The organism is Pseudomonas sp. NPDC077649, from assembly GCF_044542855.1.
Lineage (GTDB): Bacteria > Pseudomonadota > Gammaproteobacteria > Pseudomonadales > Pseudomonadaceae > Aquipseudomonas.
The window spans coordinates 1-24,623 of sequence record NZ_JBITVF010000003.1 but is presented as its reverse complement, the minus strand read 5'-3'; the positions used below and the strand labels follow the sequence as shown (position 1 = coordinate 24,623).

General features: G+C 64.6%; 24 protein-coding genes and 4 tRNA genes. 17 read left to right on the top strand and 11 right to left on the bottom strand.

Annotated features, from left to right (window positions below):
• Positions 1 to 27 precede the first annotated feature (27 nt).
• A complete protein-coding gene (gene clpA, locus ACIGFL_RS10425; RefSeq protein ID WP_397497124.1) occupies positions 28 to 2,298 on the top strand; it encodes an ATP-dependent Clp protease ATP-binding subunit ClpA in 2,271 nt (756 codons plus the stop codon).
• Between the two features lie 62 nt (positions 2,299 to 2,360).
• Here clpA and infA read toward each other — a convergent pair whose 3' ends face one another.
• From infA to trxB, 4 genes are all read right to left on the bottom strand, one after another.
• A complete protein-coding gene (gene infA, locus ACIGFL_RS10420; protein ID WP_002553999.1) occupies positions 2,361 to 2,579 on the bottom strand; it encodes a translation initiation factor IF-1 in 219 nt (72 codons plus the stop codon).
• A gap of 138 nt (positions 2,580 to 2,717) precedes the next feature.
• Positions 2,718 to 3,425, bottom strand: a complete 708-nt coding sequence (locus ACIGFL_RS10415) for an arginyltransferase (protein ID WP_122107817.1) — start codon at positions 3,423 to 3,425, stop codon at positions 2,718 to 2,720.
• Positions 3,426 to 3,623: 198 nt separating this feature from the next.
• Entirely contained in the window at positions 3,624 to 4,304 is a 681-nt protein-coding gene (gene aat, locus ACIGFL_RS10410; RefSeq protein ID WP_397497123.1) for a leucyl/phenylalanyl-tRNA--protein transferase, read from the bottom strand.
• A gap of 61 nt (positions 4,305 to 4,365) precedes the next feature.
• Positions 4,366 to 5,316: a thioredoxin-disulfide reductase gene (trxB, locus tag ACIGFL_RS10405; protein ID WP_122107819.1), complete on the bottom strand. Its 951-nt coding sequence runs from the start codon at positions 5,314 to 5,316 to the stop codon at positions 4,366 to 4,368.
• A 204-nt stretch (positions 5,317 to 5,520) separates the two neighbouring features.
• Between trxB and ftsK the strand changes: the two genes are divergently transcribed.
• From ftsK to cysG, 6 genes are all read left to right on the top strand, one after another.
• Positions 5,521 to 7,929, top strand: coding sequence for a DNA translocase FtsK (gene ftsK, locus ACIGFL_RS10400; RefSeq protein ID WP_397497122.1), 2,409 nt, complete (start codon positions 5,521 to 5,523; stop codon positions 7,927 to 7,929).
• 193 nt (positions 7,930 to 8,122) lie between these two features.
• Positions 8,123 to 8,749, top strand: coding sequence for an outer membrane lipoprotein chaperone LolA (gene lolA, locus ACIGFL_RS10395; RefSeq protein ID WP_397497121.1), 627 nt, complete (start codon positions 8,123 to 8,125; stop codon positions 8,747 to 8,749).
• Between the two features lie 3 nt (positions 8,750 to 8,752).
• Positions 8,753 to 10,075, top strand: coding sequence for a replication-associated recombination protein A (locus tag ACIGFL_RS10390; RefSeq protein WP_397497120.1), 1,323 nt, complete (start codon positions 8,753 to 8,755; stop codon positions 10,073 to 10,075).
• Positions 10,075 to 10,455: a fluoride efflux transporter CrcB gene (gene crcB, locus ACIGFL_RS10385; RefSeq protein WP_031302765.1), complete on the top strand. Its 381-nt coding sequence runs from the start codon at positions 10,075 to 10,077 to the stop codon at positions 10,453 to 10,455. Before ACIGFL_RS10390 ends, crcB begins: the two co-directional genes overlap by 1 nt.
• A 78-nt stretch (positions 10,456 to 10,533) precedes the next feature.
• Positions 10,534 to 11,814, top strand: a complete 1,281-nt coding sequence (serS, locus tag ACIGFL_RS10380; RefSeq protein ID WP_397497119.1) for a serine--tRNA ligase — start codon at positions 10,534 to 10,536, stop codon at positions 11,812 to 11,814.
• Positions 11,815 to 11,946: 132 nt separating this feature from the next.
• A complete protein-coding gene (gene cysG, locus ACIGFL_RS10375; RefSeq protein ID WP_397497118.1) occupies positions 11,947 to 13,335 on the top strand; it encodes a siroheme synthase CysG in 1,389 nt (462 codons plus the stop codon).
• A gap of 149 nt (positions 13,336 to 13,484) precedes the next feature.
• Here the strand turns inward: cysG and ACIGFL_RS10370 are convergent, their stop codons facing one another.
• The 7 genes from ACIGFL_RS10370 to ACIGFL_RS10340 form a co-directional block, all read right to left on the bottom strand.
• Complete coding sequence (locus ACIGFL_RS10370) at positions 13,485 to 14,483, bottom strand: glutathione S-transferase family protein (protein WP_397497117.1); 999 nt, start codon at positions 14,481 to 14,483, stop codon at positions 13,485 to 13,487.
• 85 nt (positions 14,484 to 14,568) lie between these two features.
• Entirely contained in the window at positions 14,569 to 15,552 is a 984-nt protein-coding gene (locus ACIGFL_RS10365; protein WP_397497116.1) for a glycosyl transferase family protein, read from the bottom strand.
• Complete coding sequence (locus ACIGFL_RS10360) at positions 15,549 to 15,884, bottom strand: TusE/DsrC/DsvC family sulfur relay protein (protein WP_397497115.1); 336 nt, start codon at positions 15,882 to 15,884, stop codon at positions 15,549 to 15,551. Before ACIGFL_RS10360 ends, ACIGFL_RS10365 begins: the two co-directional genes overlap by 4 nt.
• Entirely contained in the window at positions 15,881 to 16,180 is a 300-nt protein-coding gene (tusB, locus tag ACIGFL_RS10355; protein WP_021442554.1) for a sulfurtransferase complex subunit TusB, read from the bottom strand. Before tusB ends, ACIGFL_RS10360 begins: the two co-directional genes overlap by 4 nt.
• Positions 16,180 to 16,539 (bottom strand): sulfurtransferase complex subunit TusC, encoded by a 360-nt coding sequence (gene tusC, locus ACIGFL_RS10350; protein ID WP_021442553.1) that lies wholly within the window; start codon positions 16,537 to 16,539, stop codon positions 16,180 to 16,182. Before tusC ends, tusB begins: the two co-directional genes overlap by 1 nt.
• Positions 16,539 to 16,931, bottom strand: a complete 393-nt coding sequence (gene tusD / locus ACIGFL_RS10345; RefSeq protein ID WP_021442552.1) for a sulfurtransferase complex subunit TusD — start codon at positions 16,929 to 16,931, stop codon at positions 16,539 to 16,541. Before tusD ends, tusC begins: the two co-directional genes overlap by 1 nt.
• A gap of 156 nt (positions 16,932 to 17,087) precedes the next feature.
• Positions 17,088 to 17,756: a Bax inhibitor-1/YccA family protein gene (locus ACIGFL_RS10340; protein ID WP_122107826.1), complete on the bottom strand. Its 669-nt coding sequence runs from the start codon at positions 17,754 to 17,756 to the stop codon at positions 17,088 to 17,090.
• Between the two features lie 130 nt (positions 17,757 to 17,886).
• On the opposite strand from ACIGFL_RS10340, the gene ACIGFL_RS10335 reads away from it, so the two are divergent.
• From ACIGFL_RS10335 to ACIGFL_RS10290, 10 genes are all read left to right on the top strand, one after another.
• Positions 17,887 to 17,974: transfer RNA gene (locus ACIGFL_RS10335), tRNA-Ser, on the top strand.
• A 159-nt stretch (positions 17,975 to 18,133) separates the two neighbouring features.
• The gene (gene uvrY / locus ACIGFL_RS10330) at positions 18,134 to 18,778 is read left to right on the top strand and encodes a UvrY/SirA/GacA family response regulator transcription factor (RefSeq protein ID WP_031302763.1); all 645 of its coding nucleotides are present in this window, start codon (positions 18,134 to 18,136) and stop codon (positions 18,776 to 18,778) included.
• A gap of 2 nt (positions 18,779 to 18,780) precedes the next feature.
• Positions 18,781 to 20,604: an excinuclease ABC subunit UvrC gene (uvrC, locus tag ACIGFL_RS10325; protein ID WP_122107827.1), complete on the top strand. Its 1,824-nt coding sequence runs from the start codon at positions 18,781 to 18,783 to the stop codon at positions 20,602 to 20,604.
• Between the two features lie 33 nt (positions 20,605 to 20,637).
• Positions 20,638 to 21,198, top strand: a complete 561-nt coding sequence (pgsA, locus tag ACIGFL_RS10320) for a CDP-diacylglycerol--glycerol-3-phosphate 3-phosphatidyltransferase (RefSeq protein ID WP_021442548.1) — start codon at positions 20,638 to 20,640, stop codon at positions 21,196 to 21,198.
• A gap of 67 nt (positions 21,199 to 21,265) precedes the next feature.
• A tRNA-Gly gene (locus tag ACIGFL_RS10315) sits at positions 21,266 to 21,341 on the top strand.
• Positions 21,342 to 21,379: 38 nt separating this feature from the next.
• Positions 21,380 to 21,453 (top strand) — tRNA-Cys (locus ACIGFL_RS10310).
• Positions 21,454 to 21,574: 121 nt separating this feature from the next.
• Positions 21,575 to 21,661 (top strand) — tRNA-Leu (locus ACIGFL_RS10305).
• A gap of 161 nt (positions 21,662 to 21,822) precedes the next feature.
• The gene (locus ACIGFL_RS10300; RefSeq protein WP_397497114.1) at positions 21,823 to 23,136 is read left to right on the top strand and encodes a tyrosine-type recombinase/integrase; all 1,314 of its coding nucleotides are present in this window, start codon (positions 21,823 to 21,825) and stop codon (positions 23,134 to 23,136) included.
• Between the two features lie 13 nt (positions 23,137 to 23,149).
• Positions 23,150 to 23,773, top strand: coding sequence for a hypothetical protein (locus ACIGFL_RS10295; protein ID WP_397497113.1), 624 nt, complete (start codon positions 23,150 to 23,152; stop codon positions 23,771 to 23,773).
• 86 nt (positions 23,774 to 23,859) lie between these two features.
• Positions 23,860 to 24,081: a transcriptional regulator gene (locus ACIGFL_RS10290; RefSeq protein WP_397497112.1), complete on the top strand. Its 222-nt coding sequence runs from the start codon at positions 23,860 to 23,862 to the stop codon at positions 24,079 to 24,081.
• The last annotated feature ends 542 nt before the right edge of the window (positions 24,082 to 24,623 follow it).

The window sequence follows — 24,623 nt, the reverse complement described above, 5'->3', positions numbered from 1 at the left end:
CCGGCCACTTGGGTATGAGGTGAAGCTATGTTGAATCGAGAGCTCGAAGTCACCCTCAATCTGGCTTTCAAGGAGGCGCGCGCCAAGCGTCATGAGTTCATGACGGTCGAGCACCTGCTGCTGGCCTTGCTGGATAACGAGGCGGCGGCCAGCGTGTTGCGCGCCTGTGGAGCCAATCTCGACAAGCTGCGCCATGATTTGCAGGAGTTCATCGACTCCACCACGCCGTTGATTCCCCAGCACGACGAAGAGCGCGAAACCCAGCCAACTTTGGGCTTCCAGCGCGTGCTGCAGCGCGCGGTGTTCCATGTGCAGAGTTCGGGCAAGCGCGAAGTCACCGGCGCCAACGTGCTGGTGGCGATCTTCAGCGAACAGGAAAGCCAGGCCGTGTTCCTGCTCAAGCAGCAGAGCGTGGCGCGTATCGACGTGGTCAACTACATCGCCCACGGCATCTCCAAGGTGCCGGGGCACGGCGATCATCACGAGAACGACCAGGAGATGCAGGACGAAGAGGGTGGCGAGGCCTCGGCCTCCGGCAATCCGCTGGACGCCTACGCCAGCAACCTCAACGAACTGGCGCGTCAGGGGCGCATCGACCCGTTGGTCGGTCGCGAGCACGAGGTCGGGCGCGTGGCGCAGATCCTCGCCCGGCGGCGCAAGAACAACCCGCTGCTGGTCGGCGAGGCTGGCGTCGGCAAGACCGCCATCGCCGAGGGCCTGGCCAAGCGCATCGTCGACGAGCAGGTACCCGATCTGCTGGCCGACAGCGTGGTCTATTCCCTGGATCTCGGCGCGCTGCTGGCCGGTACCAAGTACCGCGGCGATTTCGAGAAGCGCTTCAAGGCGCTGCTCAACGAGCTGCGCAAGCGCCCGCACGCCATCCTGTTCATCGACGAGATCCACACCATCATCGGTGCCGGTGCGGCGTCCGGCGGGGTGATGGATGCCTCCAACCTGCTCAAGCCGATGCTGTCCTCTGGCGAGATTCGCTGCATCGGCTCCACCACCTTTCAGGAATTTCGCGGCATCTTCGAGAAGGATCGCGCCCTGGCTCGGCGCTTCCAGAAGGTCGACGTGGTCGAGCCGTCGGTCGACGACACCTACGGCATCCTCAAGGGGCTCAAGGCACGTTTCGAGCAGCATCACCATATCGAGTACAGCGACGAGGCCCTGCGTGCGGCGGCCGAGCTGGCCGCGCGCTACATCAACGACCGCCATATGCCGGACAAGGCCATCGACGTGATCGACGAGGCCGGCGCCTATCAGCGCCTGCAGCCGGAAGACAAGCGCGTGCCGCGCATCGAGGTCGCCCAGGTCGAGGACATAGTCGCCAAGATCGCGCGGATTCCGCCCAAGCACGTATCCAGCTCGGACAAGGAGCTGCTGCGCAACCTGGAGCGCGACCTCAAACTCACCGTATTCGGCCAGGATGCCGCCATCGACTCGCTGGCCACGGCGATCAAGCTGTCGCGCGCCGGGCTCAAGGCACCGGACAAGCCGGTCGGCTCCTTCCTCTTCGCCGGCCCCACCGGGGTGGGCAAGACCGAGGCCGCCCGGCAGTTGGCCAAGGCCATGGGCATCGAGCTGGTGCGCTTCGACATGTCCGAGTACATGGAACGGCATACCGTGTCGCGGCTGATCGGCGCGCCGCCCGGTTACGTCGGTTTCGACCAGGGCGGTCTGTTGACCGAGGCGATCACCAAGCAGCCGCATTGCGTGCTGCTGCTCGACGAGATCGAGAAGGCCCATCCGGAAGTCTTCAATCTGCTGCTGCAGGTGATGGATCACGGCACCCTGACCGACAACAACGGGCGCAAGGCGGATTTCCGCAATGTGATCCTGATCATGACCACCAACGCCGGGGCGGAAACTGCGGCGCGGGCGTCGATCGGCTTCACCCAGCAGGATCACTCCACCGATGCCATGGAAGTGATCAAGAAGAGCTTCACTCCGGAGTTCCGCAACCGCCTGGACACCATCATCCAGTTCGGCCGCCTGAGCCACGAGACGATCAAGAGCATCGTCGACAAGTTCCTCACCGAACTGCAGGCGCAGCTGGAGGACAAGCGCGTCACCCTGGAGGTCAGCGATGCGGCGCGCGGCTGGCTGGCCGAGCGCGGTTACGACGTCATGATGGGCGCCAGGCCGATGGCGCGCCTGATCCAGGACAAGATCAAGCGTCCGTTGGCGGAGGAAATCCTCTTCGGCGAGCTGGCCGAGCATGGCGGTGTGGTGCACATCGACATCAAGGATGGCGAGCCGAGCTTCGAGTACGAGACGGCGGCAGAAGTCGCCTGATCGGCTGGAAAGACGAACGAAAACGCCCGGCATATGCCGGGCGTTTTCGTTTGGTGCTTGGCTTAACGGGCGCGGTAGGTGATGCGGCCCTTGCTCAAGTCATAAGGTGTCAGCTCGACGCGCACCTTGTCACCAGTGAGAATGCGGATGTAATTCTTGCGCATCTTGCCGGAGATGTGCGCGGTAACGACGTGCCCGTTTTCCAACTCCACGCGGAACATGGTGTTGGGCAGGGTGTCGACGACAGTGCCTTCCATTTCGAAGCTGTCTTCTTTCGACATGCAGTAAAGCCCTCGGTATCCAGGAAATGGCCCGGTGCAACTGGCGCCAGGCAAAAGCGGCGTGCATTGTGCCCGAAAACAGGAGGCTGCGCCAAGGGGCTTGGCGGGGAGAGCTTGCTCGATGGTGCGCGCGAGGCTCTAGGTCAGGAGGGTCCAGCGCTGATTGACGAACAGCTCGATGGGGCGGTACTGGGTCTTGTAGTTCATCTTGCGGCAGTTCTTGATCCAGTAGCCGAGATAGACGGCCTGCAGTCCCAGGCGCGCGGTTTCGCCGATCTGCCAGAGGATGGCGAAGCGGCCGAGGCTGCGGCGCTCTTCGCTCGGGTCGTAGAAGGTGTAGACCGCTGACAGCCCGTTGGGCAGCAGGTCGGTCACAGCTATGGCTACCAGGCGACCGCGCAGACGGAATTCGTAGAAACGCGAAAACGGCAGGTCGCGCACCAGGAAGGTGGAGAACTGGTCGCGACTCGGCGGATACATGTCACCATCGGCGTGGCGCTGCTCGATGTAGCGCACGTAGAGCGCGTAGTACTCCTCGGTGAAGGCCGGGCGCACGGGACGCACGCTGATGTCTTGGTTGCGCTTGAGGATACGCCGCTGCTGGCGATTAGGGGTGAACACCGAGGCCGGGATGCGCGCCGGAACGCAGGCGGTGCACTGCTGGCAATGCGGGCGATAGAGGTGGTCGCCGCTGCGGCGAAAGCCCATTTCCGAGAGTTCGGCGTAGACCAGCACGTCCATGGGCTGACTGGGGTCGAGAAACAGGGTGGTGGCCTGTTCTTCGGGCAGATAGCTGCACGGATGAGGCTGGGTGGCGTAGAACTTCAGGCGGGCCAGCTCGGTCATGGCGGTGTCTCGGTAAAGCCTTGCCTAAGAGTGTAAGCCAAGTTCGGCTGCAAGCTACAGGTCCTCAGGCTGCCAGTGGTGCGAGTGGATTCGGGGGTGTAGGGCGGATCGGAACGCCGAGCGCTTGCAGCGCCGGCGGACAGTCCGTCGGGCCATACGGCGTTGCAGCTTCGCGCACGGATCGGTGCCCGCGGCGCTCTAGGCGAGCCAGTTTGCCGTGTTGGGCAGGTCCAGATGGCGCTGCAGGTAGTCGGCGAAAGCCGCGCGTGGGATGGCGCGGGCGCCGAAGCTGTGCAGGTGCTGGGTGGGCATCTGGCAGTCGATCAGGACGAAGCCCCACTGGCGCAGCTTGTCGACCAGGGTGGCGAACCCCACCTTGGAGGCGTTGTCGGCGCGGCTGAACATGGATTCGCCGAAGAACAGCTGGCCGATGGCCAGGCCATAGAGGCCGCCGACCAGTTCCTCGCCCTGCCAGACCTCCACCGAGTGGGCGATGCCGCGGCGGTGCAGCTCCAGGTAGGCGTCCTGCATGCTCGGGGTGATCCAGGTGCCGTCGGCGTAATCGCGCGGTGCGGCGCAGGCGCGGATCACCGCGGCGAAATCCCGGTCGAAGCTGACCCGATAACGCTGCTGGCGCAGCAGCTTGGCCAGGCTGCGGGAGAGATGCAGTTCGTCGGGAAACAGCACGGTGCGTGGATCGGGCGACCACCAGAGAATCGGCTGGCCGTCCTGGAACCAGGGGAAGCAGCCGTGGCGGTAGGCGCCGATCAGACGATCGGCGCTGAGGTCGCCGCCAGCTGCGAGCAAACCGTTGGGCTCGCGCATGGCCTTGGCCAGTGGCGGGAATACCAGGGAGTCGCGTTGCAGCCAGGTCAGCATGCGGGGTGTCCGGCGGAGCAGGGCAGGGGAGAGAGCGAGCGACGCGGCTCGCCCGGGTGGATCAATGGCTGTCGAGGAACTTCTCGACGTCCAGTGCAGCCATGCAGCCGGCACCGGCGGAGGTGATGGCCTGACGGTAGACGTGGTCGGCCACGTCGCCGGCGGCGAATACGCCGTCGATACTGGTGGCGGTGGCGTTGCCTTCGCTGCCGCCCTTGATCAGCAGGTAGCCGTCGCGCATCTCCAGCTGGCCGGTGAACAGCTCGGTGTTGGGCTTGTGGCCGATGGCGATGAACACGCCGGCCAGCGGCAGTTCCTTGGTGGCGCCGTTCTCGGTGCTCTTCAGGCGCACGCCGGTGACGCCGGTCTGGTCGCCCAGCACCTCGTCGAGGGTGTGGTTCCAGTGCAGCTTGATATTGCCGTTGGCGGCCTTGTCGAACAGCTTGTCCTGCAGGATCTTCTCCGAGCGCAGCTTGTCGCGGCGATGAACCAGGTGCACTTCCTTGGCGATGTTGGACAGGTACAGCGCCTCTTCCACGGCGGTGTTGCCGCCGCCGATCACCGCCACCACCTGGTTGCGGTAGAAGAAGCCGTCGCAGGTGGCGCAGGCCGATACGCCCTTGCCGGAGAAGGCTTCTTCCGAGGGCAGGCCGAGGTACTGGGCGCTGGCGCCGGTGGCGATGATCAGTGCGTCGCAGCTGTAGGTGCCGCTGTCGCCCTTGAGCACGAAGGGACGGCTCTGCAACTCGGCGGTATGGATGTGGTCGTAGATGATCTCGGTGTCGAAGCGTTCGGCATGCTTCTGCATGCGCTCCATCAGCGCCGGGCCGGTCAGGCCTTCGACGTCGCCCGGCCAGTTGTCCACCTCGGTGGTGGTGGTGAGTTGGCCGCCGGGTTGGATGCCGGTGATGACCACGGGCTTGAGATTGGCGCGAGCGGCGTAGACGGCTGCGCTATAACCGGCAGGGCCGGAGCCCAGGATAATCAGGCGTGAATGCTTGACTTCGCTCATAAAAAAACCCCATAAGCCTTTGTCACAAAAGAGAATGCGTGCTCCAATTGAGCCGCATGGAAGCTGCTGCCGGCTATGCTACACCGAAGCGGGGCGGGTGCGGGAGCTTGGCGATTGGCCGGTGGGCGACGGGCCTGGGGTAAATCCGTACAATGTCCGCGTTCTGCGGTTAACCATCAGATGGACGCGCCAGGGGCGCAGGAAATGGCTGTTTTGAAGAATTCCACCACGCAGATTCCGGACTGGCGGCAGAAACTTCAGTATCGACTGAAGGAGGGCGCATTGATTGCCCTGGCGGCGCTGTGCCTGTACCTGCTGATGACGCTGCTGACCTATAACGTCGCCGATCCGGCCTGGGACAACAGCGTGCAGGTCGAGCGCATTCTCAACGCCGGCGGCAGCATCGGCGCCTGGCTGTCCAGCGCGCTGTTCGGCGCCCTGGGCTATTTCGCCTACATCTTCCCGCTGCTGCTGGGCATCAAGACCTGGCAGGTGTTTCGCACGCGCAACCAGCCCTGGCACTGGAACGGCTGGCTGTTCTCCTGGCACAGCATCGGCCTGGTATTCCTGATTCTGTCCGGCGCGGCGCTCGGCGACATTCATTTCACGGCCGCGGCCGGCATGCAGGGCTCCGGCGGCGGCATGCTCGGCGCCAGCCTCGGCGACCTGGCCGTGCACGCGCTGAACGTGCAGGGCAGCACCTTGCTGTTCCTGGCGCTGTTCCTGTTCGGCCTGACCGTGTTCACCGACCTGTCCTGGTTCCGCGTGATGGACCTGACCGGCAAGATCACCCTGGACCTGATCGAGTTGATCAACGGCGCCATCACCGGCTGGTGGAACGCGCGCAACGAACGCAAGCAGATGAAAGTGCAGCTGCGCGAGCTGGACGAGCGGGTCAGCGAGGTGGCCGCGCCGGTGGTCAGCGATCGCCGCGAGCAGGCCAAGGTCAAGGAGCGCCTGCTCGAGCGCGAAGAATCCCTGAGCAAGCACATGAGCGAGCGCGAGAAACGCCCGGCGCCGGTGATCACCCCACCCGCGCCGCCCAAGGCGGCCGAGCCGAGCAAGCGCGTGCTCAAGGAAAAACAGGCGCCGCTGTTCGTCGACACGGCCATCGAAGGCAGCCTGCCGCCGATTTCCATTCTCGACGTCGCCGAGAAGAAGCAGAAGCAGTTCTCGCCTGAGTCGCTGGAGGCCATGTCGCGCCTGCTGGAGATCAAGCTCAAGGAGTTCGGCGTCGAGGTGGTGGTCGAATCCGTGCATCCCGGTCCGGTGATCACCCGTTTCGAGATCCAGCCGGCGGCGGGGGTGAAGGTCAGCCGCATCTCCAACCTGGCCAAGGACCTGGCGCGTTCGATGGCCATGGTCAGCGTGCGTGTGGTCGAGGTGATCCCCGGCAAGACCACCGTGGGCATCGAGATTCCCAACGAAGACCGGCAGATCGTGCGCTTCTCCGAGGTGCTGTCGTCGCCCGAGTACGACGATGCCAAGTCGCCGGTGACCCTGGCCCTGGGCCACGACATCGGCGGTCGCCCGGTGATCACCGACCTGGCCAAGATGCCGCACCTGCTGGTGGCCGGTACCACCGGCTCGGGTAAATCGGTGGGGGTCAACGCGATGATCCTGTCGATCCTGTTCAAGTCCACGCCGGAAGAGGCGCGGATGATCATGATCGACCCGAAGATGCTGGAACTGTCGATCTACGAGGGCATTCCGCACCTGCTCTGCCCGGTGGTCACCGACATGAAGGAAGCCGCCAACGCCCTGCGCTGGTCGGTCGCCGAAATGGAACGCCGCTACAAGCTGATGGCGGCCATGGGCGTGCGCAACCTGGCTGGCTTCAACCGCAAGATCAAGGACGCCATCGAGGCCGGCACGCCGCTGACCGACCCGCTGTACCGCCGCGAGAGCATGGAAGACGAGGCGCCGCAGCTCAAGCCGCTGCCGACCATAGTCGTGGTGGTCGACGAATTCGCCGACATGATGATGATCGTCGGCAAGAAGGTCGAAGAACTGATCGCCCGTATCGCGCAGAAGGCGCGCGCCGCCGGCATCCACCTGATCCTCGCCACCCAGCGCCCCTCGGTGGACGTGATCACCGGCCTGATCAAGGCCAACATCCCCACCCGCATGGCCTTCCAGGTGTCGAGCAAGATCGACTCGCGCACCATCCTCGACCAGGGCGGCGCCGAACAATTGCTCGGCCATGGCGACATGCTCTATCTGCCGCCCGGCACCGGCCTGCCGATCCGCGTGCACGGCGCCTTCGTCTCCGACGACGAGGTGCACCGCGTCGTCGAGGCCTGGAAGCAGCGGGGCGCGCCGGACTATATCGAAGACATCCTCGCCGGCGTCGAAGAGGCCGGCAGCGGCTTCGAGGGCGGCGGTGGTGGCGAAGGCGGCGAGGGCAGCGAGGAAGATCCGCTGTACGACGAAGCGGTCAACTTCGTCCTGGAAAGCCGCCGCGCCTCCATTTCCGCGGTGCAGCGCAAGCTGAAGATCGGCTACAACCGCGCCGCGCGGATGATCGAGGCGATGGAGATGGCCGGCGTGGTCAGCTCGATGAACACCAACGGCTCGCGCGAGGTGATCGCGCCCGGGCCGTCGCGCGACTGAGAGGTTGTGAATAAATCTACTGCGCTCCGGCGAAACGCGACCTGCCTTCGCCCGCTACGATTTCTTCACAACCTCTGAGCGCGGCGGCCACGGACAAATCGGCGGATTCGCGGTCTACAAGATTCCACGGCGGCCCCAGCGGCGGCCGAGCAATGCGGGGCGGGGACGTCCCGCCATCCTTCAAGGGGTTTATATGCGTGTTATCCGCCTGCTGATGCTGGCCGCTCTGAGTTTCACCCTGCTGACCGCCCAGGCCGACGAAGAGGCGGCCACCCAGCGTCTGACCGAACTGCTCAACCAGGCGCAGACCATCAGTGCCCGTTTCTCCCAGCTCACCCTCGACGCCAGCGGCACCCAGCTGCAGGAAACCGCCGGGCAGCTGGTGCTCAAGCGTCCAGGGCTGTTCCGCTGGCACACCGACGAGCCGATGGAGCAGTTGCTGGTGTCCAACGGCCAGAAGGTCTGGCTGTACGACCCGGACCTGGAGCAGGTGACCATCCAGACTCTCGACCAGCGCCTGACCCATACCCCGGCGCTGCTGCTGTCCGGCGACGTGTCGCAGATCCGCGAGAACTTCGAGATCAGCTATAAGGAAGGCGGCAGCGTGGTCGACTTCATCCTCAAGCCCAAGGCCAAGGACAGCCTGTTCGACAGCCTGCGCCTGTCGTTCCGCAACCGCGTGCTCAACGACATGCAGCTGATCGACAGCATCGGCCAGCGCACCAATATCCTGTTCCTCAACGTGAAGATGAACGAGCCGGTCGATGATCACCTGTTCAGCTTCGACATTCCGCAAGGGGCGGACGTCATTCAGGAGTAAGGCGTGGACCTGTTCGGTCGGCAATCCGTCGCACAACCCCTGGCCGCGCGCCTGCGCGCGACCAGCCTGGACGAGTACGTCGGCCAGGAACACGTGCTCGGCCCGGGCAAGCCGCTGCGCGAGGCGCTGGAGCAGGGCGCCCTGCACTCGATGATCTTCTGGGGCCCGCCGGGCGTGGGCAAGACCACCCTGGCACGGTTGCTGGCCAAGGTCACCGATGCGCACTTCGAGACCATTTCTGCGGTGCTCTCCGGGGTCAAGGAGATCCGCCAGGCGGTGGAGGTGGCCCAGCAGCACGCCGCCCAGTATGGCCGGCGCACCATCCTCTTCGTCGACGAAGTGCACCGCTTCAACAAGAGCCAGCAGGACGCCTTCCTGCCCTTTGTGGAAGACGGCACGCTGATCTTTATCGGCGCCACCACGGAAAACCCCTCCTTCGAGCTGAACAACGCGCTGCTGTCGCGCGCCCGCGTCTACGTGCTCAAGAGTCTCGATGAGGCGGCGATGCGCAAGCTGGTGGGCCGTGCGCTGAGCGAGCCGAAGGGCCTGGCCGGGCGTAACCTGAGCCTGCCGGAGGAGAGCTTCCAGATCCTCCTGGCCGCCGCCGACGGCGACGGCCGGCGCCTGCTCAACTTCCTCGAGAACGCCGCCGACCTGGCCGAGGATGGCGGCGAGATCGGCGTGGAGCTGCTGCAGAACCTGCTGGGCGACAGCCGCAGGCGCTTCGACAAGGGCGGCGAGGCCTTCTACGACCAGATTTCCGCGCTGCACAAGTCGGTGCGCGGCTCCAGTCCCGACGGCGCGCTGTACTGGTACGCGCGCATGCTCGATGGCGGCTGCGACCCGCTGTATATCGCCCGGCGGGTGGTGCGCATGGCCAGCGAGGACATCGGCAATGCCGACCCGCGGGCCCTGACCCTGTGCCTCAACGCCTGGGACGTGCAGGAGCGCCTGGGTAGTCCCGAGGGCGAGTTGGCGGTGGCCCAGGCCATCGTCTATCTGGCCTGCGCGCCGAAGAGCAACGCGGTGTACATGGCATTCAAGGCGGCCATGCGCGACGCCGCCGAACAGGGCTCGCAGGAAGTGCCGCTGCACCTGCGCAACGCGCCGACCAAGCTGATGAAGCAGCTCGGCTATGGCGACGAGTACCGCTACGCCCATGACGAGCCGGATGCCTATGCAGCCGGCGAGGATTATTTCCCCGAGGCGCTGCAACCGCGCCAGTACTACGACCCGGTACCGCGTGGCCTGGAGCTGAAGATTCGCGACAAGCTCAAGCACCTGCGCAACCTGGACGCCAGCAGTCCGAGGCGGCGGCGAAAATGATGGTTCGCGTGGCGCTTGCCGTGGCCCTGGGTGGCGCGGCCGGTTCGGTTATGCGCTTTCTGGTCGCGAGCTGGGTCGCCGGTCACTGGCCGCGGCATTTCTACCTGGCTACCTTCGCGGTAAACCTCCTCGGTTGTCTGCTGATCGGCCTGTTGTCCGGCCTGTTTCTCACCCGCAGCGATCTGCCGCTGGAGCTGCGCACCGGGCTGATTACCGGAGTGCTGGGCGGCTTCACCACCTTTTCCTCCTTCAGTCTGGAGATGTTGAAGCTGATGGAGGGCGGTCGCGCCGTCGAAGCCTTCGGCTACCTGGCGTTCAGCATCATCGGCGGTCTGCTGGCGGCCTGGGCCGGGTTGAGCCTGGCCCGATTGGCATCCTGACCCGCTAAGGCTTTACACTCCACAACCCGCGCCACACTGCTGGCCACCACCATTTCGCCGTTGTCTTGAGACCCGAACATGCTCGATTCCAAACTTGTCCGCACGCAACTCACCGAAATCGCCGAGCGCCTCGCCACGCGAGGCTTCGTCCTCGACGTCGCCCGCTTCGAGGCCCTGGAGAGTCAGCGCAAGTCGGTGCAGGTGCGCACCGAGCAACTGCAGGCCGAGCGTAACAGCCGTTCCAAGGCCATCGGCCAGGCCAAGGCGCGCGGCGAGGACATCGCGCCGCTGCTGGCCGAAGTAGACCAGCTGGGCAGCGATCTGGAAGCGGGCAAGCGTGAACTCGATGCCATCCAGAACGAGCTGGACAACCTGCTGCTGAACATTCCCAACCTGCCGCACGAGTCGGTGCCGGTCGGCGAAGACGAGGACGGCAACGTCGAAGTATCGCGCTGGGGGACCCCGCGCAGCTTCGATTTCGCGGTCAAGGATCACGTCGCCCTCGGCGAGCAGCACGGCTGGCTGGATTTCGAGACCGCCGCCAAGCTCTCCGGTGCCCGTTTCGCCCTGCTGCGCGGCCCCATCGCCCGTCTGCATCGCGCCCTGGCGCAGTTCATGATCAACCTGCATACCGGCGAGCACGGCTATGAGGAGGCCTACACCCCGTACCTGGTGCAGGCCCCGGCCCTGCAGGGCACCGGCCAGCTGCCGAAGTTCGAGGAAGACCTGTTCAAGATCGCCCGCGAAGGCGAGGCGGACTTCTACCTGATCCCCACCGCCGAGGTGTCGCTGACCAATATCGTCGCCGGCGAGATCCTCGACGCCAAGCAGCTGCCGCTGAAGTTCGTCGCCCACACCCCCTGCTTCCGCAGCGAGGCGGGCGCCTCCGGTCGCGATACCCGCGGCATGATCCGCCAGCACCAGTTCGACAAGGTGGAGATGGTGCAGATCGTCGAGCCGAGCAAGTCCTTCGAGGCGCTGGAAGGCATGACCGCCAACGCCGAACGCGTGCTGCAACTGCTCGAGCTGCCATACCGCAAGCTGGCCCTGTGCACCGGCGACATGGGGTTCTCCGCGGTGAAGACCTACGACCTGGAAGTCTGGGTGCCGAGCCAGGACAAATACCGCGAGATTTCCTCCTGCTCCAACTGCGGCGACTTCCAGGCCCGCCGCATGCAGGCGCGCTACCGCAACCCGGAAACCGGCAAGCCGGAGCTGGTACACACCCTCAACGGCTCCGGGCTGGCGGTGGGGCGTACCCTGGTGGCCGTGCTGGAGAACTACCAGCAGGCCGACGGCAGCATCCGCGTGCCCGAGGTGCTCAAGCCCTATATGGGCGGCATCGAAGTGATCGGCTGAGCCGGTGCAGAATAGGGGGTGGCGCGGCCACCCCGTTTTTTAGGCGGAATGCCGGACGATGATCGTCGCGCGTAGAGTGCGCGTGGCGCCCGCTACTAAGCTCGCCTTACTACCTCTTACGAGGCTGATCTGATGCAATTCCTTCCGCTGTTCCACAAGTTGCAGGATCGCCCAGTGCTGGTGATCGGCGGTGGCGAAGTCGCCCTGCGCAAGGCGCGCCTGCTGAGCGACGCCGGCGCCCGTCTGCGCGTCGTTGCGCCGGAGATCCGCAGCGAGCTGCAGGAATTGGCAGGCCCGGCCAGTATCTTCCTGCGTGGCTACCAGGCCAGCGACCTGCAGGGCGTGGCCCTGGTGATCGCCGCTACCGACGACGAGCCGCTCAACGCGCAGATTTCCGTGCAGGCCCAGGCACTGGGGATTCCGGTCAACGTGGTGGACGCGCCGGCACTGTGCAGCGTGATCTTCCCGGCCATCGTCGACCGCTCGCCGTTGATCGTCGCGGTCAGCAGCGGCGGCGACGCGCCGGTGCTGGCGCGGCTGATCCGCGCCAAGATCGAGACCTGGATTCCGGCCACCTACGGCCAGCTGGCCAACCTGGGCAAGCGCTTTCGCGAGCGGGTCAAGCAGCTGTTCCCCGATGTGCAGCAGCGCCGGGTGTTCTGGGAGGACGTCTTCCAGGGCCAGGTGGCCGAAAGCGTGTTCGCCGGCAAGCCGGAGGAGGGCGAGCGTCTGCTTGAAGCGCGTCTGGCTGACGCCGCACCGCGGGCGCTGGGCGAGGTATACCTGGTCGGCGCCGGTCCGGGCGATCCCGACCTGCTGACCTTCCGCGCCCTGCGCCTGATGCAGCAGGCCGATGTAGTGCTCTACGACCGCCTGGTGGCGCCGGCCATCATCGAGCTGTGCCGCCGCGACGCCGAGCGCATCTACGTCGGCAAGCGCCGCGCCGACCACGCCGTGCCGCAGGAGCAGATCAACCAGCTGCTGATCGACCTGGCCCGCCAGGGTAAGCGGGTGCTGCGCCTGAAGGGCGGCGATCCCTTCATCTTCGGCCGCGGCGGCGAGGAGATCGAGCAGCTGGCCGCCGAGGGCATTCCCTTCCAGGTGGTGCCGGGTATCACCGCCGCCTCCGGCTGCGCGGCCTACGCCGGCATCCCGCTGACCCATCGCGACCATGCGCAGTCGGTGCGCTTCGTCACCGGCCACCTCAAGGACGGCAGCAGCGACCTGGCCTGGCAGGATCTGGTGGCGCCCAACCAGACCCTGGTGTTCTACATGGGGCTGGTGGGGCTGGCCGGCATCTGCGAGCAACTGATCGCCCATGGCCGTGCGCCCACCACCCCGGCGGCGCTGATCCAGCAGGGCACCACGCAGAACCAGCGGGTGTTCACCGGTACTCTGGCGAGCCTGCCGCAGTTGGTGGCCGAGCATGAGGTGCATGCGCCGACCCTGGTGATAGTCGGCGAGGTGGTGCAGTTGCGCGACAAGCTGGCCTGGTTCGAAGGGGCGCAGAGCTACGTCTGAGCGGGGCGCGTTTGTGCTCAGCACCCAGGGTGGATGAGGTCTTCTGCATCCACCCTTACTCCTGTCAGAGTGGATCGATAAAGCGCGATCCACCCTGCCGGATGGTGGCTTCTCCTGGGGGGTGGCTTCAGCCGCGAATCAGCCTATTCCTAGCGCTGGAACACGCCCTTGCCTGGCAAGCGTTGGCGATTATGGGGGTGATTGAAGTCCAGTTTCGGCCCCTTCGGAATCACCCCGGTCGGGTTGATGCTGGCATGACTGGCGTAGTAGTGCGACTTGATATGGGTGAAGTCCACCGTCTCGGCGATCCCTGGCCACTGGTAGAGTTCGCGCAGCCAGTTGGACAGGTTCGGATAGTCCTCGAGGCGCCGCAGGTTGCACTTGAAATGCCCGTGGTAGACGGCATCGAAGCGGATCAGCGTGGTGAACAGGCGGATATCGGCTTCGGTCAGGTACACGCCGGCCAGGTAGCGTTGCTCGGCCAGTAGCGCCTCCAATTCGTCGAGGGCGGCGAACAGCTCGTCGAAGGCCTCCTCGTAGGCCTCCTGAGTGGTGGCGAAGCCGGCACGGTAGACACCGTTGTTCACCGCCGGGTAGATGCGCTCGTTGAGCTGGTCGATGCGCTCGCGCAGCGCTTCGGGATAGAAATCCAGGCGATTGCCGGTCAGCTCATCGAAGGCGGAGTTGAACATGCGGATGATCTCCGCCGATTCGTTGCTGACGATGCCGCCGGTGTGCCTGTCCCACAACGCCGGCACCGTGACCCGGCCGCTGTAGTGCGGGTCGTCGGCGGTGTAGCGCTGGTGCAGGTAGCGCAGGTCATCGAGGCGGTCGCCGCTGGAGCCGAAGGCGCGGTCGAAGGTCCAGCCATGCTCGCGCATCAGCCAGCCGACCACCGAAACCTCGATCAGTGGCTCCAGCCCCTTGAGCTTGCGCAGGATCAGCGTGCGGTGGGCCCAGGGGCAGGCCAGCGACACGTAGAGGTGGTAGCGTCCGGCCTCGGCCTTGAAGCCGCCGTCGCCGCTCGGCCCGGCACTGCCGTCGGCGGTGATCCAGTGGCGGCGCTGGGCGTTCTCGCGCTGGAAGCGGCCGCTGTCCCCGGTGTCGTACCACTGGTCGTGCCAGCGTCCATCGATCAACAAGCCCATCGCGACTTCCTCCGTTTCGAATGAATCTGGAGTCTAGCGCCAGAGGCTCGATGGAAAGGTGGAAAAAGCCGGTTGAACCCTTCGATCAGTTCGATTGGAGGCGGCGGCTCCAGCGCCGCTCGGCTTCGGCGAACGCCTGCTCGCGCGGCAGCCCCAGGCCGCGCAGGGCCAGGGCCATGGTGGCGATCACCGCCAGACGGCCGTAAGCGTCTTCGCGCTCGCCGCGCCAGAAGGCGAGCAGCTGTTCGGGCTGCAGGCTTTCCGGTTTGACGTGGCGCTGCGCCGACAGCGCCGGCCATTCCTCGTCCCAGGCCTGGCCGTCCTGCGTGCCGTAGAGGTGGCAGGCGGCATCGGGATTGACCTCGATCTCGCCGCCTTCGCCCTTGATCACTATGGCGTGATCGCCGAGCAGCTGGCTGGCCTCGCGGTGCACCGCCTGGTAGCCGGGATGGAAGATGCTCTGCAGGCCGCAGCGTGCGCCGAGCGGATTGAGCACACGCGCCAGGGAATGAATCGGCGAGCGCAGGCCGAGGGTGTTGCGCAGGTCGATCATGCGCTGCAGCGCCGGCATCCAGTCGCCCAGGTGGCTGTAGGCGAGGCGGTGCTGTTGCAGAGCGGCGTCCACCGCCGACCAGTCGCGGCACAGGGGAATCCCCAGTGGCTGCAGCAACTGCTCGCAGTACAGGCGGCCGGCGGTATGCGCGCCACCGCCATGCAGGAAAATGCGCACGCCGCTGGCGGCCAGCGCCTTGGCCGCCATCAGGTACCAGGGCAGATGCCGCTTCTTGCCGGCGTAGCTCGGCCAGTCCAGATCGACATCGATGGCAGGCGTTGCCAGGCGCGCACGCACCGCCTCGGTGAAGCCGGCCAGTTCCTCGGAGCTTTCCTCCTTGTGCCGCAGCAGCATGAGGAAGGCGCCCAACTGAGTGTCCTCGGCCTTGCCGTCGAGCAGCAAGCCCATGGCCTCGCGGGCTTCCTCGCGGGTCAGGCTGCGCGCGCCGCGCTTGCCCTTGCCGAGGATGCGTACGAACTGGGCGAAGGGGTGTTCGGCGGGAGTGATCAGGTTCATAGGCAATTGGTCGGTTTCGGCAGGCCGGCGAGCTTGGCCGCCAGTTTGGCTGGGGTGCCCTTGAACAGGCGGTTGAGGTGCAGGCTGTTGCCCTTGTCCGGACCCAGCTTGAGGGCCACGTACTTGATCAGCGGGCGGTTGGCCGGCGACAGCTGGAATTCGGCGTAGAAGGCGCGCAGCAACTGGAGAATCTCCCAGTGCTCGGCGCTCAGTGACAGGTCTTCGGCCGCGGCCAGGGCCTCGGCGACCGGCTCGGACCAGTCCTGCAGGTCGACCAGGTAGCCGTCCTTGTCCAGGGCGATGTCCCGCCCGTCGAGGTTCAGGACGTTCATAACCAGCTGTTGACCTTGGCGTAACGGCTGCACAGTTCGACGAAACCGGGGTAATCCACCGCCTGCACCCGTTCGGGCGCCGTCAGGCCGCGGGCAGCGAGGTCTTCGTCCAGCGCATAGAGGGCGATGCCGGTCGGCAGCAGTTGCAGCGCCTGCAGGTTGGCGGTGTTTGGCTGCAGCGCGTAGAGCGCATCGCCGGTGAGCAGCAGGGCATCGTTCGCGCCGAGCAGGCGCAGGCAGCTGACCAGGCGGCTGTCGGCGAAGGGCGAGTGAGAGAGGATATGCAGGGTGGCCATCAGAGGGTGATCACCTGGTCGTAGCGGTCGAGTAGGCTGGTCAGTGCGCCGTCGTCCAGGCGCTGCACCGCGAGCTGCAACTCGGCATCGTCGAGGCCGCGCTCGCTCAGGCTGCGGGCGCTGGCATATAGCGCCTCCACGCCGAACAGCGGCAGGGCCTGCAGGTTTGCACCGAGATCCTTCTGTTGCACGGTGCCCGGTTGTTGGCCGGCGGCCAGTTGGAACACGCCATCGTCGAGAAACAGCAGGCCGATGGGCAGGTCGAAGGCGCCGCCGGCCAGGGCGATGTCCAGTGCCTCGCGGGCCCCGGGGCCGCTCCAGGGCGCCTGGCGACTGATGATCAGCAGCGACTTGCTCATTACTGGCCTCCGAAGCAGATCAGTCGGTCGGCCTGCTGCGCCGCCTCATGCAACTGGCCGAGGCCGGACAGCTCCCAGGGCGCCTGCAGGTTGGCCGCCGGCCGTGCGTAACGCTGCGCCTCATCGGCATCAAGCACGCCGCGGCGCAGGGCGGCGGCGATGCACACCACGGCGTCCAGCCCATGCTCGCTGACGAACTCGCGCCATTCCCGCGGCAGGTCGAGTTCGTCCTGCGGGCTGACCACGTTGCTGGCCGCGCTGTGCACGCCGTCCTGGTAGAAGAACAGGCGCACGATCTCGTGGCCGCCGGCTAGGGCGGCCTGGGCGAAACGCAGGGCGCGGCGGGAGGCGGGCAGATGGGGCGCAGCGAACAGGGCGATGGCGAATTTCATGGAGCGTCCGGCGAGGCAAACTGACGGCAATGATAAGGCCAGGGGCGTATGGCAGACAAAGAGTCCTTGACGGTGTCTTGGTGGGCGGGGGCTTTGCGCCAACAAGCGCGCAAAGAAAAGCCCGCCGAGGCGGGCTTGAAGGGGGACGAATAAGGATCAGTCGTCGCCGCCCATGATGCCGAAGATCTGCAGCAGGCTGACGAACAGGTTGTAGATCGACACGTACAGGCTGATGGTGGCCATGATGTAGTTGCGCTCGCCGCCATGGATGATGGCGCTGGTCTGATAGAGGATGCAGACCGAGGAGAACAGCACGAAGCCGGCGCTGATGGCCAGTTGCAGGCCGCTGATCTGGAAGAAGAAGCTGGCCAGCACGGCGGCGAGCAGGACGAAGAAGCCGGCGGTGATGAAGCCGCTGAGGAAGCTCATGTCCTTGCGGGTGGTCAGCACATAGGCGGACAGGCCGCAGAATACCAGCGCGGTCATGGAGAAGGCCGAGCTGATCACCTCGGCGCCGTTGGCCATGCCCAGGTAGCGGTTGAGGATCGGCCCGAGGGTATAGCCCATGAAGCCGGTCAGCGCCAGGGTGGAAACCAGGCCCCAGGCCGAGTCACGCAGCTTGTAGGTGAGGAAGAACAGGCCGTAGAAGCCGATCAGCACCACGAAGAAGTTCGGGTAGGGCAGGTTGGCGCGCTGGCTGAGGAAGGCGACCAGGCCGCTGAAGGCCAGGGTGATGGCCAGCAAGCCGTAGGTATTGCGCAGGACGCGGCTGACTTCCAGCTGCTCGGCCTGCGAGTGATTGAGTACGTAGTCTTGCTCTTGCATGGCGACGCTCCTGTGGCACAAGGGTTCCGATATTCGAATGTTCCCGATCATAGCAGAGCCCGGCGCTGTGCCAAGGCGCAGAGTTTGACAGTGTGTTGCGTTCCGGTAAGATTGCCGCCCGCACTGCAGCGGAGGTGTGGCCGAGTGGTTTAAGGCAACGGTCTTGAAAACCGTCGATGGGCAACTATCCGTGAGTTCGAATCTCACCGCCTCCGCCAATTCCTTTTGCCTTGACGCAATTTCTGATCTTTATCTGGCGCTTGCTTTTTGACTGCCGTGCGCCAAGCTAGGTCAGGCCTTGGCTTTTTGCTAAGGTGACCGACAAGTTCAACCTCACCGCGTGCGCGGTGGCTGACAAGGTGCAACGAGGTGGCCGATTGATTAGGGTGCTGGTGGTCGACGACCACGATCTGGTTCGCACAGGCATTACGCGCATGCTCGCCGACATCGACGGCCTGCAGGTGGTGGGCGAGGCCTGCACCGGGGAAGAATCCCTGCTCAAGGTGCGTGAGCTCAAGCCGGACGTGGTGCTGATGGACGTCAAGATGCCCGGCATCGGCGGCCTGGAAGCCACGCGCAAGCTGATGCGCAGCCATCCCGACATCAAGGTCGTCGCCGTCACCGTGTGCGAGGAAGATCCCTTCCCCACGCGCCTGCTGCAGGCCGGCGCCGCCGGTTACCTGACCAAGGGCGCGGCGCTGGAGGAGATGGTCCAGGCCATCCGCCTGGTGTTCGCCGGCCAGCGCTACATCGACCCGCAGATCGCCCAGCAATTGGCACTGAAGTCCTTCCAGCCGCAGAGCAACGGCTCGCCGTTCGACCTGCTGTCCGAGCGCGAGATCCAGATCGCGTTGATGATTGCCAACTGCCACAAGGTGCAGAACATCTCGGACAAGCTGTGCCTGTCGCCGAAGACGGTCAATACCTACCGCTACCGCATCTTCGAGAAGCTCTCCATCACCAGCGACGTCGAGTTGGCGCTGCTCGCGGTGCGCCACGGCATGGTCGACGCCGTCAGCTGAAGATGTCCGCCCCCTTCGATTCGAGTGCCTTCCTGGCGACCTGCAGCGGTCGCCCCGGCGTCTATCGCATGTTCGACGGCGAGGCCAAGCTGCTCTACGTCGGCAAGGCGAAGAACCTGAAGAAACGCCTGGCCAGCTATTTCCGCAAGACCGGCCAGGCGCCCAAGACCGCCGCCCTGGTGGCGCGCATCGCGCAAATCGAAACCACCATCACCGCCAACGAGACCGAGGCGCTGCTGCTCGAGCAGACCCTGATCAAGGAATGGCGGCCGCCGTACAACATCCTGCTGCGCGACGATAAGTCCTATCCCTACGTGTTTCTCTCCGACGGCGACTTCCCGCGCCTGGGCATCCATCGCGGCGCCAAGAAGGCCAAGGGGCGCTACTTCGGCCCCTATCCCAGTGCGCTGGCGATCCGCGAGAGCCTCAGCCTGCTGCAGAAGACCTTCCTCGTCCGCCAGTGCGAGGACAGCTACTACAAGAACCGCACGCGGCCATGCCTGCAGTATCAGATCAAGCGCTGCAAGGGGCCTTGCGTCGGCCTGGTCACGCCCGAGGAATACGCCGAGGACGTGCGCCACTCGGTGATGTTCCTCGAAGGGCGCAGCAACGCCCTGAGCGACGAACTTTCCGCCGGCATGGAAAAGGCCGCCATGGCCCTGGAGTTCGAGCGCGCCGCCGAGCTGCGCGACCAGATCGCCCTGCTGCGCCGGGTGCAGGATCAGCAGAGCATGGAAGGCGGCAGCGGCGACGTCGACGTGATCGCGGTGATGCTCAATCCCGGCGGCGCCTGCGTGCACCTGATCAGCGTGCGCGGTGGGCGGGTGCTGGGCAGCAAGAACTTCTTCCCTCAGGTGGCGATCGAGGAGGAGGGCGGCGACGTGCTGATGGCCTTCCTCGCCCAGTACTACCTGGGCAATGTCGAGCGCGACCTGCCGAGCGAGCTGATCGTCAACGTGCAGCACGAGGATTTCGCCACCCTGATCGAGGCGGTCGAATCCTTGCGCGGGCGCAGCCTGAGCATCAGCCATCGCGTGCGCGGCACCCGCGCGCGCTGGCAGCAACTGGCGGTGACCAATGCCGAGCAGGCGCTGGCCGCGCGTCTGGCCAATCGTCAGCATCTGGCCGAGCGCTTCGAGGCGCTGGCCACGGTGCTGCAGATGGACGAGCCGCCGCAGCGCATGGAGTGCTTCGATATCAGCCATTCCAGCGGCGAGGCGACGGTGGCGTCCTGCGTGGTGTTCGGCCCGGAAGGCCCGCTCAAATCCGATTACCGCCGCTTCAATATCGAGGGCGTCACCGCCGGCGACGACTACGCGGCGATGCATCAGGCGCTGACCCGGCGCTTCAGCAAGCTCAAGGACGGCGAAGGCAAGCTGCCGGACGTGCTGCTGGTGGATGGCGGCAAGGGCCAACTGGCCATGGCTCGCGAGGTGCTGCAGGAGCTGGCGGTGCCCGACCTGGTGCTGCTCGGCGTGGCCAAGGGCACCACGCGCAAGCCGGGGCTGGAGGTGCTCTATCTGAACGATGCCGAGCACGAATTCACCCTGCCGGGCAACTCGCCGGCGCTGCATCTGATTCAGCAGATTCGCGACGAGTCGCACCGTTTCGCCATCACCGGCCACCGCGCCCGGCGTGGCAAGGCGCGGCGCACCTCGAGCCTGGAGGAGGTGGCTGGCGTCGGCCCGAAGCGCCGGCGCGAGCTGCTCAACCACTTCGGCGGCCTGCAGGAACTGTCCCGCGCCAGCGCCGAGGAAATCGCCAAGGCGCCGGGAATCAGCAAAAAGCTCGCCGAGTTGATTTATGCCACCTTGCACAGCGAGTAGAATGCCCGCTCACCTCGCAGCCCAGTTGTGCCGATGAATATCCCCAACTTGCTTACCGTGCTCCGGGTTCTGCTGATCCCGGTCTTCATCCTGCTGTTCTACTTGCCGTTTTCCTGGAGCTACTGGGCCGCCAGCGCAGTCTTCGCCATCGCCGCCGTGACCGATTGGCTGGACGGCTATCTGGCACGGCGCTGGGAGCAGGGCACGCCGTTCGGCGCCTTCCTCGACCCGGTGGCGGACAAGCTGATGGTGGCGGTGGCCCTGGTGCTGCTGGCCGCCGAGCACTCCAACCTGTGGCTGACCCTGGCCGCGGCGACCATCATCGGACGCGAGATCGTGGTCTCCGCGCTGCGCGAATGGATGGCCGAACTGGGTGCGCGCGCGCATGTAGCGGTGTCCAATCTGGGGAAATGGAAAACCGCGGCGCAGATGGTGGCGCTGGTGATCCTGCTGGCCAATCCGCCGCAATTCACCTTCTGGGTATTGCTTGGTTACGCCCTGCTGATCATCGCCGCAGTGCTGACCCTGTGGTCGATGTTGCACTACCTGCTGGCCGCCTGGCCGCACCTGCGCACCACCTCGGAAAAGAAATAAGTATTTTTGAATCAAAGGGTTGACGCGGCGATTCGATTCTATAGAATGGCGCCCGTCACCAAGACAAGCGGGAATAGCTCAGTTGGTAGAGCACGACCTTGCCAAGGTCGGGGTCGCGAGTTCGAGTCTCGTTTCCCGCTCCAGTTTTACACGAGTCGCCACGGCGGCTCGTTTGATTTAAGGCTGAGTTGCAGAGTGGTTATGCACCGGATTGCAAATCCGTGAACGCCGGTTCGATTCCGACCTCAGCCTCCAATTCAAAAAAGCCTCGTAGATCCATGATTTACGAGGCTTTTTTATTACCCCAAGGCAATCCCCATGCCTTGCGGCTGCTGTAGGCGCTGTATATAGTCCAGCCCTTCAGCGCAGCGCTACCGCCCGAATGGCGAAATCGGTAGACGCAGGGGACTTAAAATCCCTCGCCAGCAATGGCATGCCGGTTCGAGTCCGGCTTCGGGCACCATTGACATGATTTCAGATGTTCCCGTATGACTCTGAAACCCAGGAAAACCGGCCTCTGTAGCCGGTTTTTTTGTGCCTGTATGTTCCCGCATGCGTCTGTACATATACCTATTTTAGGTATACGTTTGGGTATACGTCGGTTCGATTGAGGATCGTATACCCATGGCACGCACCGTTACTCCGCTCTCTGACGCCAAGTGCGAGGCCGCCAAGGCGCGCGAGAAGGATTACACCCTGTTCGATGGCCAGGGCCTGTTCCTGCTGGTCAAGGCCAACGGCAGCAAGGTCTGGCGCTTCAAGTTCACCCGGCCGAACGGGAAGGGCGGTCTGGCTACCTTCGGCAGCTACCCAGCCCTGAGCCTGAAGGCTGCCAGGGTGCGCCGTGCTGAGGCGTTGGAGCTGCTGGCCAATGGGATAGACCCCATCGAGAACGCCAGGCAGGTACGGGCCGAAGCGGTGGCGGCAGCATCCAACACCTTCAAGGCGGTCGGCTTGGAGTGGCATGCAGCTGGTGCTCGCAAGTGGTCGAGGGATCACGCCGCGAAGGTGCTGACCCGCCTGGAGCAGCACCTATTCCCCGTGCTGGGTGATCGCTCGGTCGCCGATCTGAAGGTGCGTGACCTGATCCAGCCCCTCAAGTTCGCCGAGAAGAATGACCACCTCGAGCTGGCCGGCCGGCTGCGTCAGTACATCGACGGAATCATGCGCTACGCGGTCCAGCACGGGCACATCGATAGCAACCCCGCGCGCGACCTCCAGGGCGTCACCGCGACACGCAAGGCCGCTCACAGGCCCGCATTGTCCCTGGAGCGCTTGCCCGAGCTACTGCAGCGTATCGACGACTACAAGGGGCGCCCACTGACCCGGCTCGCCGTGGGGCTCACCCTGCTGGTGTTCATCCGCTCCAGTGAGCTGCGCTTTGCTCGCCGCCAAGAGGTCGACTCTCGCAACAGCCTATGGACGATCCCGGCCGAGCGCGAGGCTATCGATGGCGTGAAGCACTCCAGCCGCGGCGCCAAGATGCGCACCCCGCACCTTGTCCCCCTGAGTCGCCAGGCGCTGGATCTGCTGGCCCAGGTCGATCAGCTATCCGGCCGCTATGACCTGCTGTTCCCGGGCGACCACTACCACCACAAGCCGATGAGCGAGAACACCGTAAACGCCGCCCTGCGCCGCATGGGCTATGACACCAAGACGGAGGTGTGCGGCCATGGCTTCCGCGCTATGGCGTGCTCTGCGTTGGTTGAATCGGGCCTATGGAGCCGGGAGGCCGTCGAGCGGCAGATGAGCCACCAGGAACGCAATAACGTGCGCGCCGCCTACATCCACAAAGCGGAGCATCTGGAAGAGCGCCGGCTCATGGTGCAGTGGTGGGCCGATTACCTCGATGCCAACCGGGAGCGGCACATCACGCCGTATGACTTCGCTCACCCGGAAGAGCAGGGCGGCAATGTTGTGGGGATGAAGCGGGCTTAGGGAGGGGCGTCATATGGCCGCGAGTGATTTGACTCAGCGCTGCTGGACAATTGCGGAAGAGCTTGGCAGGCCTGTGTCCGATAGCCAGAAGGTGTACCAAGCAATATGCGACGAAATGCTCAGCGTCCCTATCGAGCGGCATCACGCCTTGGCTATCGCTTCTTACATGGGGGGCTGGAAAGAAACAAAGAACCCCTATTACGTCGACCTGGCTTTCATGATGCTCTCCAGCCTTGGTGGTCAGCCTACTGAGACCATGCTCCAAGAGGATCTCGCGGCGCGTACGGCCAGATTCTATGGCGTCCCCAGCGGTACTGCCGAAAACATACAGAACGAGGGTGCTGAGTGGGCTGCGCTCCTGTTTATGGCCAACTTGGTTATCCGCGGCGCTACATGCGCTGAGGCTTCCCGAAAGGCCGCTTCCTTCTACCGCCTCAGATACCCGCATCTCAAGCGCAAAAAGGCCTCAACCCTTGAAGGCTACTACTCAAAAAGAGTCAGAAAGTCTGGGCTTGAGCGAGACCTAATCAGATCAATGGAAAGGGATCGCCAGCCCGATTGGGATCGCCAGTGGCAGGAGATTTCGGACTCAATACCTGAGTGTCCTCCCGACCTCATTGGGAATGCCAGATTCTAGGCGAAAAAAAGGATTTGATTTTTTCTCCTCCTAGTTTGGCTGCTGAACAATAGCTTAAGAGGCGTCACCAATACGGAGGCGCCCAAATGCGTACAGACACCACCACCGGCAAAGACCTCATTCGCCAGACCACGCTCTGTGAACGGCTCGACCTGACCCGTTCCGGACTCGCCAAACTCCGCAAAAAAGATCCCACTTTCCCCAAGCCGATCAAAGATGGCTTGAGCCGCCAGGCCGCGGCCTACTACGTCGCGGCCGAGGTCGAGGCCTGGCTTCAGTCGAAGATCCAGGCGAGGGATGCAGCATGATCGCGCTTGCACTTCCTCACTCTCGGGGCTATGGTTCGCTCCAAGTCGTAGTAAATCCTGCGGCCCAGGGCGTGAGAACCCTACGAGAAAACTTGGCGCACATGCGCCCCCATCCCATTGCAGGCGCATTTTTTGTGCCCGCAATGTCGCTTTATGGCGGGCCGTGCTGGGCAGGTTTCGGCCTGGCCGGGTTCCAAGTTTCCCGGTTTCTCACCCCGGCACGGTCTGCCACCCTTACCCGTGAGAAGGTAGGTGGCAGCTCCTCAATCAAACTTGGAGCTCCATCGATGAAACACGCCCTCAATCCGTCTCGCGCTCAAGCAGCATTTCACCGTGCCTGCGCTCTGGCCGCCTTGCGCGCTGACTCCAGCCTTGCTACTCGCCTCGCTCGCTACAACGCTCATATGCGGCGCGCCCGTGCCGTCGAAACCATGAATGTTGGAGGTGTGAATCGACCCTAGTTTCGTAGACACCTTCAAGCCTCATAATGAGGCCCATCAGGAGGTGCCATGAGCAACCAGCGTTACCCCGAAGAATTCAAG